This is a genomic window from Flavobacterium sp. (assembly GCF_040402895.1).
Lineage (GTDB): Bacteria > Bacteroidota > Bacteroidia > Flavobacteriales > Flavobacteriaceae > Flavobacterium.
Genome location: NZ_JBBALR010000013.1, coordinates 1 through 12,649, shown reverse-complemented (window position 1 = coordinate 12,649; position 12,649 = coordinate 1). Strand labels below are relative to the sequence as shown.

The window sequence follows — 12,649 nt, the reverse complement described above, 5'->3', positions numbered from 1 at the left end:
ATTGGGTGTCAATTCTTCTGTTTCCATCAGGCCATTGACTTCGGTGGAGTAGCCCGGCATTCCAAGCACTAGCCGAACCTGTAAAGGCAGGGTTTAATGTTTCAGGAACTAATAGAAATTGAGTAAAAACAGGGTCTTGTGCCTGCAAATGCAAACAAGAGAAAAGAAATAAAAGGGCGGTATATAGGTTGAATTTCATTATTGTTACTTCTTATTTTATTAATACAAAAGTTTGATTTTCATTTACTATAGTTCCATAAAACGTTTCTGCAGATACTTTACAATAATAATTTCCATTTTCTGCGGTTGTATCTTTTATTTTTCCATTCCATCCCGCTATCACGTCTCCCGTTTCGGAATAAATTAAAGATCCCCAAGTATCATAAATATCTAATCGAACATTTTTTAATCCTTTTGTAATCGGTCTAAAGGTATCATTTAGCGAATCATTATTTGGAGTAAAGGCAGATGGAACTACTAATACATATCCTTTTTCTATGATTAAACTAATAAATGTAGTTTTTATACAACCTAAAGGATAGGTTACAGTTTGAGTTACAACATAATCGCCTTCTAATACGTACGTATGTATTGGGTTTTCTTCGGTAGAAAAGGTGCCGTCTCCAAAATTCCAAGATATACTAATGTAATCACCAGTTGCCGTATTGGTAAACTGAATAGGGTCTAGCATGGAATACAATCCGAATGTAGTAAACGCATACGAATTTTGTGTAAATCCAGCATTTCCAATAATTGGATTCGAAATGGTAACACTTTGCGATGTAGTACATCCGTTAGCGTCTGTTATTGTTACTGTGATTAATCCGTTAAGAGTAGTCGACATAAACTCACTATTTGTTCCAGAAACCGATCCGCTCGACCAGTTAATTGTAAATGGTGGCATGCCACCCGAAACATTTGCTTTAAAAAGAGTAGTTATAGTTCCCGTAGCACAATTTACTTGTGCATCTTGATCCAAAACTAATGTTAAAGGGGAAGGTCTTGAAATTGTGAAAGAAGCTGTTTTAATACATCCTCTGCTGTCTGTTACAATTACAGAATAATTGCCATTTGGAATATTTGAAAGGTCTTCTGTTGTTGCCCCATTTGACCAAACATAACTAAATGGAGGTGTTCCACCCGAAACGACAAGATTTATGGCTCCGCTACTCGCATTGAAACAATCCAATGCATTTTGTACAGTTGCATTTAATGCTAAAGGCTGTGGCTCTACAATGATAAATGTTCTGTTAATGTAACAGGGTGTGCCATCAGAAATAGAAACACTATATACTCCAGGTAATAAGTTATTTCTAACAGTTCCAGCAGTACTTCCATCACTCCAAGACAATACAACCGGAGCTTGTCCGCCAATTAAATTTAGTTGGATGCTACCGTTATTGGCACCAAAACAAGAAATATTTGATACTACTGGATTAATTGTAAATATAGGTGCTTCTTGTATTACTACCGTAATTGGTTTGATACATCCATTGGCATCTGTTATTGTAATTGTGTAACTTCCAGCAGCTAAATTATTTTGAAAAAATCCAGTTGCTAAATTATTCCAGTTCGCTTGATAAGGAGATGTTCCGCCTGTAACATTTAATGTGATAGAAGCATTGTTTGCTCCATAACAAGTTATTTCAGTTATGGTAGGTGTAATTACAATATCATCTGGTTGAGATACTACTAATCCGGTTACTGTTTTTGTTCCGCCATTTGCATCTGTTACCAATACAGAATAGGTTCCTGCTATTAATCCAGTAAACTGAGGATTTAAATTGGTTGAATTTGTAATGGTTTGCACAACTACATTTGCACTATTTAATAAAGTGTAATTATACGGACTAACCGATTCTTGGGTAATTTGAATTCCTATAGCGCCATTTGAATTTCCAAAACAAAGTAAATTTGTGGTTAAAGCAGGGTCTTGTTGTACTAATAGTTCAGGTGGTTGTGTCAGTATAAATATTAATACGATAGGTACGCAATATCCATCATTTATAGTTACAGTATAGGTCCCAGCAATTAAACCTGTTAAGTCTTCGGTGGTAGCGGTAAATCCATTAGGTCCTACCCAATTATAGGTGTAGGTTCCAGAACCGCCAGCAACCGTTAAGTTGATGGTTCCATCATTTCCTCCAAATATGCTTACATTATAGCCGTTATAGTTAGAAAGCACCCCTGAAGCTATAAAAGTTGGATTAACCGTAATGGTATAAAAGGAATTGTTTCCAGTACATGAGTTTCCATTACTAGAAAAAGTAGCTGTCGCAGTATAGGTTATTGTTAAAGGTGCATTTGTTGTATTTACTAATGTTTGTACTGGAATGGTATTGGTTCCTGAAGGAATAGCACCAATTATTCCGGTTGGTATATTTGCCGTCCAATTGAATGTATAAGTTCCAGGTAATAATGAACTTAAACTTACTTCATTAGTTACTGTATTGTTACAAATTGTTTGGTTAGACAAATCAAAAACAACATTTGCTTTTGGATATACATCAATTGTAATTGTAAATGGAGAACCAATACAGGTTCCTGAGGTTGCTATAACCGTATATATGATTGTTTGAATTACAGCAGTAGTATTTGTTAATACTTGACTAATTTGATTACCTGCACCTACACTAGCTCCTATTATATTCGAATTCGTACTTATTGTCCAAGTATAGGTAGTGCCAGTTGGTACGATTGTATTTGTATTAGGTATTCCATCAATTGGTGAAATTGTAAAACCTGTTCCACTACAAATGACTAATGCTTGATTTTCAATTGCAGGTTTCGGATTAACAGTAATGGTGTAATTGAAAGTACTACCTGCACAAGCAGAGGCGTCATTGGTTTCAGCTACTGCGGTATAGGTAATTGTAATGGGTAGGTTAGTAGTGTTTACTAAAGTTTGAGCCGGTATCGTATTAGTTCCTGAAGTAGTTACACCGGTAATTCCAGTTGGTTGTGTCGCCGTCCAAGTAAAGGTTGCACCAGCAGTGGTACTACTTAGAGTTACCAAAGCGGAAGTATCACCTGAACAAATGGTTTGATTTGCAGAAGAAAAGACAATAGCAGGACTAGGGTTTACAGTAATAATATACGTTTCAGCCACTCTTAAACATCCATTAGCAGTTGCGATAATGGATATCGTTGCTGTTATAGGTGCTGTACCAGTATTGTTTGGTGTAAACACAGGAATATTTCCTGTTCCAGAAGCAGCTAAACCAATAGCTGTATTGGAGTTTGTCCATGCATATGTAGTTCCAGATACACCATTGGTTACTACAATTTCAGTAGTAGGTACAGCATTACAATAGGTTTGATTGGTAAGTCCTAATGTTGTTGGTGTAGGATTCACTGTTACGGTAATGGTAAAAGGAGTTCCCACACAAGCACCAGAAGTTGGTGTTACATAATATTCTAAGGTAGCAGGTGCCGTTGTTGTATTGGTTAAGGTTTGACTAATTGTAGCTATACCTGTCGTTTGATCAGTTCCACCTGTTATAGCTCCTACAGGATTACTTACAGGTGTAGTCCAGGTATATGTTGTTCCACTTGATACAATGTTTCCACCACCATTTGATGGTGTTACAGTAAAAGCAGTTCCCGAGCAAATAATTGGAGTAGTAGCTAAAATATAAGGTTTAGGATTTACAACTACGGCTATGGTAAACGTACTTCCCACACAATTACCTGTATCACCAGATGTTGGTGTAACGGTATAGGTGATAGTTTGAGGTAAATTGGTTAAGTTGCTAAGTGTTTGACTAATGGTACTACTTCCAGAAGTAGTAGAAGCACTAGCTCCTGTGATATTGGTATTTGTACTAATAATCCACGTATAGGTTGTATTAGTTGGTACGATATTTCCACTTCCATTAGCTGGCGTAACGGAAAAAGCGGTTTCTGAACATATTTCTGCAGGGGTTACACTTGCAATTGCAGGTTTAGGGTTCACGCTAATTACTACTGTAAAAGCTGTACCCGAACAGTTATTAAAAATAGGAGTAACGCTATACGTAGCTGTTTGAACGGAATTGGTTGGATTTACTAATGTCCCCCCAATAGTTGATTGATTTATGCCACTAGTACCACCTGTTATAGCACCAGTTACAATAGGTGCACTCCAAGAATAAGTAGTTCCTGTAGGAATACTATTTAAAGTTGAATTTGTTGGTATTATTGAAAACGTACTACCACTACAAATCGAATCAGTAAAACTTTCAGTAATGCTTGGTCTTGGTGTTACTGTAATGGAATAATTGAATGTACTACCTGCACAAGCAGAGGCATCATTGGTTTCAGCTACTGCAGTATAGGTAATTGTAATGGGTAGGTTAGTAGTGTTTACTAAAGTTTGAGCAGGTATCGTATTAGTTCCTGAAGTGGTTACACCGGTAATTCCAGTTGGTTGTGTCGCCGTCCAAGTAAAGGTTGCACCAGCAGTGGTACTACTTAGAGTTACCAAAGCGGAAGTATCACCTGAACAAATGGTTTGATTTGCAGAAGAAAAGACAATAGCAGGACTAGGGTTTACGATTATGGTAAATGATTGTGATGGACCTGAACAATCAGGTGTTCCGTTTGAAAAATTTGGTGTGACTGTAATTGTACTTGAAATTGCATTTGCGGTATTGTTGGTTGCATTAAATGCATTAATAGTTCCTGTTCCAGAAGCAGCTAAACCAATAGCTGTATTGGAGTTTGTCCAATTGTATGAAGTTATTCCACCGGAATTATTGGTTGAAAAAGCTACTGTAGCAGTAGTTGTACCATTACATAGAATTTGATTAGTAATTGGATTTACTTGCGCTGTTGGATTTACTGTTATGGTAAAGCTTGTTGTTGAACCAGTACATGTAATACCATTATTATTATAACTTGGTGTCACTTGAATAGTTGCTATAATGGGGCTTGTTCCTGTGTTTATTGCTGAAAATGCTGATATATTTCCAGTACCAGCTGCTGCTAAACCAATACTTGGTGTGTCATTGATCCATGTATATGAAGTAATTCCACTAATGTTTGGAGTATCAAAATTAATAGCTGCTAAAACAACCCCATTACATACCGTTTTATTTGTTACTGTTGCTACTTTTGCGGAAGGATTTACAATTATAGTATAAGTTACTGGTGCACCATTACAAGTAATGGAATTTGTATATTGCGGTGTTACTGTAATAGTTGCTGTAATAGGAGTTGTACCATTATTTACAGCAGTGAAAGAAGGCACTGTATCTGCACCATTGCTTATTAAGCCTATAGACGGTGTGTTATTAACCCAGTTGAAAATTGTAGTTCCATTAGTAATATTCGTTGATAAAGATAATGCTGGAACTGTATCACCATTACAAACAATGATATTTGAAACGTTGTTAACTTGACCTCTTGGATTTATAGTTATAGTAAATGTTTTAGAAGAACCGATGCAACTTTTTCCCCCATCTGTGAAAGTAGGAGTGACTGTTATAGTTGCAAATATTGGATTTGTTGTATTATTTACAGGAGTAAATACTGGAATGTTTCCTGTACCTGAAGCGCTAAGCCCTATTCCTATAGTATCATTTGTCCATGTATAGTTTGTAGTTCCTATAGTATTTGCACTAGTAAATGGAATTGCTGTTGATGCTGTTCCTGCACAAAAAATTAAGTCATTTGGTTGGTTAACTTCACCAGTAGGATTTACGGTAATTGTAATTGTATTAGGTGTACCAGTGCAACTTACTCCTCCATTTTCAAAAGTAGGCGTGACAGTAATTATAGTACTTATAGGAGCAGTAGTAGTATTAACTGCTGTAAATACAGGTATATTTCCATTTCCTGAAGTTGTTAATCCCACAGTAGTGTTGCTGCTAGTCCAGGCATAAGTTGTAGTTCCTCCAGTATTGGTAGTTGAAAGATTAGCGAGGGTTACAGTATCACCATTACAAACGACTTGTCCTAGAACAGTATTAACTTGTCCTTGTGGATTTATTGTAATTGTAAACGTAGTTGGTGTACCTGGACATGAAGTTCCACCATTAGTATTAAATGGTGTTACTGTAATTGTACCCATTATAGGCGCGTTTCCAGTATTTGTTCCCACGAAACTAATAGCAGAAGTGCCACTAGCCCCAAGTCCGATTGCTGGATTACTATTCGTCCAAGAGTAATTTGTATCTGATGTTCCTGAAAAAGAAATAGGTCCAATATTTTCATTATGACAAACCACAATATTCGAGAGAGTATTAACAGTTGGAGTTTGAATGACTGAAATTGTTACGGTATCTATTTCTGGATTACAAGGTCCTAGAGGATCATTTGTAGTTAAAGTTAACATTATAGTTCCAACAAATCCCGGAGTAGGTGTATAGGTACTCGTTAAACTGGTAGGATCTGAAAAAGTTCCACCATTAGATGATGTCCAGCTTCCCGACGAAGCGGCACCGCCAACAATTCCATTCAATTGTAAGGATGCATTCTGACATATTGGATTGTATGTACCGGCATCCGCTGTGGCTTGTGCATTTACAACTACTTGAAATGAAATTGTTTTGGCAGGACAAGGTCCTGTAGGATCATCAGAGGTTAACGTAAATGTTATTGTTCCGGTATAATTGTTTGGTGGTGTATAGGTTGGTGATAATGCTGTTATGCTTGGTGAAAATGTTCCGCCTGTTATAGAAGCAGTCCAAGTTCCTGTAGTAACCCCACCAGTGATTGACCCTGTTAATGGAATTCCTGTATTTAAACAAGTGGCACTTGGCCCCGATGCCGAGATTTGAACAGCTGGGTTTACAATTATACTACTGGAGAACGTATTACTACCACATTCATTAGTAAGTGTTAAGGTGTAATTATATGTCCCCGCAGTTGCAAAAGTTACAGTTGGACTACTTGAAGTTGTACTAGAAATTGAAGTTGGTGGATTACTTCCAAAATCCCATAAATAGGTAACATCTTGTGTAGCATAACAATTAAAAACGGTTGGATTTAAAGTTATAGTAGTTCCTTCGCAAATAGTTTGTGATGTTAAAGTAGTTTTAGGTTTGTCTTTTATAGTTATTGTTTTGGTTTTTATATCAGGTTGACATAAAGTTCCATTAACCGCATTCTGTAGTGATGTTGTTAATTGTATAGTGTATACTCCTGCGCTAGTAAACGTGATTTCAGGTTCAAAAGCGGAAGCCGTACCCGAAGTAAAACTCCAACCCGGATTGCTAGCATTAGGACAATTTTGAGGATTGGTTTGGGTTACTTGCCAAGCATATAAATTAGTATTTGTACATCCTGGTAAACTAGACAAATTATCTAAAGTCAATATAGTTGGGGCGCATCCTGTTAAAATACTAGTTGTAAAATCTGCAATGATTTCAGGATTAACACAAATGGTTTTTGTTTGTGAAGTAATTCCACAACTGTTTGTGCCAGCAGTAAATAGAGTAATAGAGTAACTACCCGGTAAATTAAAAGTAATATTTAAAGTATTTGTTGCCGAGTTGGTCCAAATAGACGGATTATTAGGGAGATTCGCATTAAATCCTAAATTACCTAAAACGGTTACATAGGGATTTGCATTTAGTACTCCAGTTACTCCAACTGTTAATAATCCTGCTGGCCCTGTTATTTGCCAATATCTTTTATAGTTTTGAGAACAGGTAAAAGTTGGACTTAAACCAATACTTGTTCCGGGTGCAGTTGTGTCTGTGAATTCAATAGATGTATTAACACAAATTTGATTATTTGATGGATTAGCTGTAATATTAGCTATAGGCTTGGATTGAATGTTTATTGGTCCAATGGCACTCGAACTGGTACCACATGGATTGGATACTGAGATGGAAGCTTGAAACGAGTTTGGATACAAAGTTCCATTGATATTAGAGCCCGTCCCACAAGAAATAGAAGTAAAAAAATGTGTTACTAAAAATCCAGGACTTGTTACTTGAGCATGTGTATATGTTTGTGGTAATGTACCGTCATTAACCTCAAAAGTATAAATAGTTTCTGCAGTATTTTGTGGTCCCGGAATAATACTATATTGCACACTTCCTGGATTACATAAAACAGGAAGCCCATAATTTATAATAGATGCTGTAGGATTGATACCTATAAATACATTATATGTTTCAACAAAAACACATCCAGATGGTTGAATAACAGTGTATGTAATTTGGAACAAACCATTGGATGAATAAGCATGAAAATCATCTACAATGTTTGCAGTAGTTACATTAGTATTAGGTGAGCCATCACCCCAATTGATTATATGTTGTGTTGTGGAACTGGTATTGATTGTATTGGTAGAAAAAAGAAACAAACTACCTGAAGATCCATTTGCACAATAATTAAAATAATTATTATTATTAAAATTGCCAATTACCCAACCTGAGTTGGGAGAAATAGTAATAACAGGATTACTAAGAGAAGCATTGGTAACTACTACATTCACAGAACTACTAGAACCATTAACTGATAATATAGTTGTATAATTTCCAGCAATTGTATAATTTATTGTATGTGGTCCCGCCAGAGCAGATGAAGTGATATTCCCACCAGGAAACGACCAGGCATATATTGGATTTACTCCTACTCCAGTAGATGTGTCAGTATAGGTAATGGATTGGCCTTGGCAAATTGTAATTGTCCCATTAACCGCAGCTGGATTAGTAGTAAAACTCGTTGCTATAACATTATTTAATTCAGTATTAACTGAATTAGCGAAGATTACATTAGAAGACAATCCACAGAAAACTAATAATAGTATTGCAAATTTTTGAATCAAATAATTTATAAAAAACAATAAAATTCTATAATATCTCCACATAATAGATTTTTTATTTTAAAAATGTTGCTAAAATTGACCAAAAATTTTATAGAAGTTTTTGCAATATAATGTTCATTAAGAACTTCTAATTAGAAAAGAATTCATATCAAATGTAATGTATTTTTTTGGAATACAGATTATCAAATTCATTATTTTGATTATCAAAAAGTAAAATAATTTTGAAGAATCTTTTTGTTTCTGATTTTTTTGCGCAATAGCACAATGATTACTAAATAGTATCAATAAGTAAATGCCTATTTTGTATTTGAAAATCATTCCAGTTTTTATTTTCAAAATACTATTAAATTTCATAGCATGCCATATTTCTAATTTAAATTACCATCATATTTAATAACATAATTTATAGATTTGATTCCTTTGTAACATTTATCACATTTCATTATTTTAGAAGCGCTATCTTTGTAAAAAAATAATAGAATAGTATATGTTTGTATTTTTAAAAAATTTATTGTCATTTAAATGTCCACGTTGTCACGAAGGAAAACTGTTTGTTAATAAATGGTATAATTTTCCAAACGGAAATAAAATGGTTGAAAGATGTAGTGTTTGTGGTCAAAGAACAGAATTAGAGCCTGGTTTTTTTCAAGGGACGGGTTATGTAAGTTATGGTTTAACAGTTGGTTTTTCGTTAATTACATTTGCAATTTGGGTATATATAACAGGTTATACACTTCAAAATAAAGAAATTTTTTGGTGGTTGCCAGTAAATATTTTCTTCTTAATTATTTTGCAACCATGGATTATGCGTTTGTCAAGAATTATTTGGCTAACCGCCTTTTTTCATAGTGACGATGAATTTTTCGATAAAAATTAATCTTATGATATTTATCACAATTTTATTTAAAAATTACAACTAAATTTGTATCGTATTTAAATGTAAATGAAATCAATTTCCATTTAAAAAAAATAATCAACATATGAAAATAGAACAGATTTATACAGGATGTTTGGCGCAAGGTGCTTATTACATAACTTCAAATGGAGAAGCAGCTATTATTGATCCGTTACGTGAAACAGCTCCTTATATGGATAGGTTAACAGCAGATAAAGTAAAACTAAAGTATATTTTTGAAACGCATTTTCATGCCGATTTTGTTTCTGGTCATTTAGATTTGAGTACACAAACGGGCGCTAAAATTGTATATGGTCCAACTGCAAACCCTGAATTTGATATAATTTCAGCAACAGATGAGTCAATTTTTGAAGTAGGAGCTATCAAAATAAAAGTGCTACATACGCCTGGTCATACTATGGAAAGTACCTGCTATTTATTGATAGATGAAAACGGAAAAGATACCGCCTTATTTTCTGGCGACACGCTATTTATTGGCGATGTTGGCCGACCAGATTTGGCACAAAAAGCGGCATCCATGACCCAAGAACAATTGGCAGGGATTTTATTTCACTCATTAAGAAATAAAGTCATGACTTTGGCAGACGATGTGCTAGTATATCCAGCACATGGAGCAGGTTCCGCTTGTGGTAAAAATATGAGCAAAGAAACAGTTTCAACAATTGGTGAACAAAAAGTGAAAAATTATGCGTTACGTGCCAATATGACCGAAACAGAATTTATTGCCGAAGTTACCGATGGTTTATTACCTCCGCCAGCTTATTTTGGTATGAATGTAGCTATGAATAAAAAAGGAATTCCTTGTTTTTCAACTATTTTAAATTCAGGAATGAATGCCATTGATGCTTCCGATTTTGAACAACTTGTAGATGATTCGGGTGCATTAATTTTAGATACAAGAAATGCTTCTGATTTTTCAAAAGGATTTGTACCCCAATCCATAAATATTGGAATTAGTGGTGACTTTGCACCTTGGGTTGGTGCTTTAATTGCAGATGTAAATCAACCGATAGTATTAGTTACAGATTTTGGAAAAGAAGAAGAATCCGTCACACGATTATCTCGAGTGGGTTTTGATTCTGTTTTAGGACACTTAAAAGGTGGTTTTGAAGCATGGAAATTAGCTGGATTTGACGTGGATACAGTGCATAGAATTACCGCAACACAATTTGAAAATGAGGTAAAAATTGGTGAAAGTAAAGTAGTAGATATTAGAAGAGAAAGCGAGTATGAGTCAGAACATATCGAAGAAGCTTATAGCAAACCTTTAGCTTATATTAATGAATGGGTGAAAGATATCAATCCAAAAGAACACTTTTTTATGCATTGTGCCGGAGGGTATAGAAGTATGATAGCTGCTTCAATTTTACAAGCCCGCGGGTACAGAAACTTTTCGGAAATAGAAGGCGGATTTAATGCTATCGCTGCAACTAGTCTTCCTAGAACCAACTTTATTTGTGCTAGTAAAGTTAAATAAAAATTACATTTAAAAGATCGATAAATTTTTAGTGCATACAAACTTTTGTATGCACTTTTTTTTATTTAAATTTACCAATTAATATCAATTAGTTTTAATGAAAAAAGTAATACTTATCACAGGCGGTTCTTCTGGAATTGGAAAAGCAATTGGCGAATTCTTACTGCATAAGGAGTACATTGTTTATGGTACTAGTAGAAATGCTGCTACAATTATAGATTCAAAAATAAAATTAATTGATTTAGAGGTTAGAAATTCGGATTCTATTAAAGCTTGTATTGCTAAAATTATCGAATTAGAAGGCAGAATAGATGTGTTAATTAATAATGCAGGAGTAGGAATTACGGGTCCTCTTGAAGAAATTCCGTTAGATGAAATTAAAAACAACTTTGAAACCAATGTTTTTGGACCTATCGAAACTATGAAGGCTGTTTTACCTCAAATGCGTCTTCAAAAAAGTGGTCTGATCATTAATATTACATCCATAGCGGGTTATATGGGATTGCCTTTTAGAAGTGTTTATTCCTCTTCAAAAGGCGCTTTAGAATTAATTACCGAATCGTTACGTATGGAAACTAAATCCTTTGGAATTCATATAACCAATGTTGCTCCAGGCGATTTTGCAACCGATATTGCATCTAGACGATTTCATGCTCCTGTTCAAAAAGGTTCTGCTTATGAAACAGTGTATCAAAATCAGTTAAATATGATGAATGAGCACGTTTCTGGTGGAAGTAATCCTTTAGAAATGGCTGTAGCAATACACAAAATTATTGAAACTAAAAATCCTCGTATTCATTATAAAGTAGCCGCATTTATGCAAAAATTTTCTATTGTTTTAAAGCGTATTTTACCGGATAAAATGTACGAAAAAATCCTTATGAAGCATTACAAATTATAAAATCAAAAAGTAGAATCTGTAAAAAGAAATAGAATATTGTATTTCAATTTCCTACTTTTGTACTCACAAACAACACACAACAAATTTAAATTTAAAAAACATGAAATTTTTTATTGACACAGCAAATTTAAAAGACATTGCAGAAGCACAAGCTCTAGGAATTCTTGATGGCGTAACTACAAATCCATCGTTAATGGCTAAAGAAGGTATTACTGGAAAAAACAATATCTTAAAGCATTATGTAGACATTTGTAACCTAGTTGATGGCGATGTAAGTGCAGAAGTAAATGCCTTAGATTTTGAAGGTATGGTAAAAGAAGGTGAAGAATTAGCCGATTTACACGAGCAAATCGTAGTAAAATTACCAATGACCAAAGAAGGAATTAAAGCGTGTAAATATTTTTCAGATAGAGGAATAAAAACCAATGTTACTTTAATATTTTCAGCGGGTCAAGCTTTATTGGCTGCTAAAGCTGGAGCAACTTATTGTTCTCCATTTTTAGGTCGTTTAGATGATATTTCAACTGATGGTTTAAATTTAATTGATGAAATTCGTCAAATTTATGACAACTATAGTTTTGAAACTCAAATTTT

Annotated in this window: 6 protein-coding genes; 4 read left to right on the top strand and 2 right to left on the bottom strand. The window is 34.5% G+C overall.

What is annotated here, in order from left to right:
* Positions 1 to 199 (bottom strand): type IX secretion system membrane protein PorP/SprF (locus tag ABWP60_RS09165; RefSeq protein WP_353151645.1); only part of this gene is annotated, 199 nt, incomplete at its 3' end.
* Between the two features lie 12 nt (positions 200 to 211).
* Entirely contained in the window at positions 212 to 8,761 is an 8,550-nt protein-coding gene (locus ABWP60_RS09160) for a PKD-like domain-containing protein (RefSeq protein WP_353151642.1), read from the bottom strand.
* A 487-nt stretch (positions 8,762 to 9,248) separates the two neighbouring features.
* Here ABWP60_RS09160 and ABWP60_RS09155 point away from each other — a divergent pair, with 487 nt between their 5' ends.
* The 4 genes from ABWP60_RS09155 to ABWP60_RS09140 all read left to right on the top strand — a co-directional run.
* A complete protein-coding gene (locus tag ABWP60_RS09155) occupies positions 9,249 to 9,638 on the top strand; it encodes a DUF983 domain-containing protein (RefSeq protein WP_353151639.1) in 390 nt (129 codons plus the stop codon).
* A gap of 103 nt (positions 9,639 to 9,741) precedes the next feature.
* Positions 9,742 to 11,154 carry an MBL fold metallo-hydrolase gene (locus ABWP60_RS09150; protein ID WP_353151636.1) on the top strand — a complete coding sequence of 471 codons (1,413 nt, stop codon included), beginning with the start codon at positions 9,742 to 9,744 and terminating at the stop codon, positions 11,152 to 11,154.
* A gap of 97 nt (positions 11,155 to 11,251) precedes the next feature.
* A complete protein-coding gene (locus tag ABWP60_RS09145) occupies positions 11,252 to 12,055 on the top strand; it encodes an SDR family oxidoreductase (protein WP_353151633.1) in 804 nt (267 codons plus the stop codon).
* Between the two features lie 100 nt (positions 12,056 to 12,155).
* On the top strand, positions 12,156 to 12,649 hold a 494-nt coding region (locus ABWP60_RS09140; protein ID WP_353151631.1), incomplete at its 3' end, for a transaldolase family protein.

What these genes read in the sequence shown, in the direction of transcription:
- ABWP60_RS09155 (WP_353151639.1), top strand. Translation starts at nt 9,249, where the DNA reads ATGTTTGTATTTTTAAAAAATTTATTGTCATTTAAATGTCCACGTTGT.
- ABWP60_RS09150 (WP_353151636.1), top strand. Translation starts at nt 9,742, where the DNA reads ATGAAAATAGAACAGATTTATACAGGATGTTTGGCGCAAGGTGCTTAT.
- ABWP60_RS09145 (WP_353151633.1), top strand. Translation starts at nt 11,252, where the DNA reads ATGAAAAAAGTAATACTTATCACAGGCGGTTCTTCTGGAATTGGAAAA.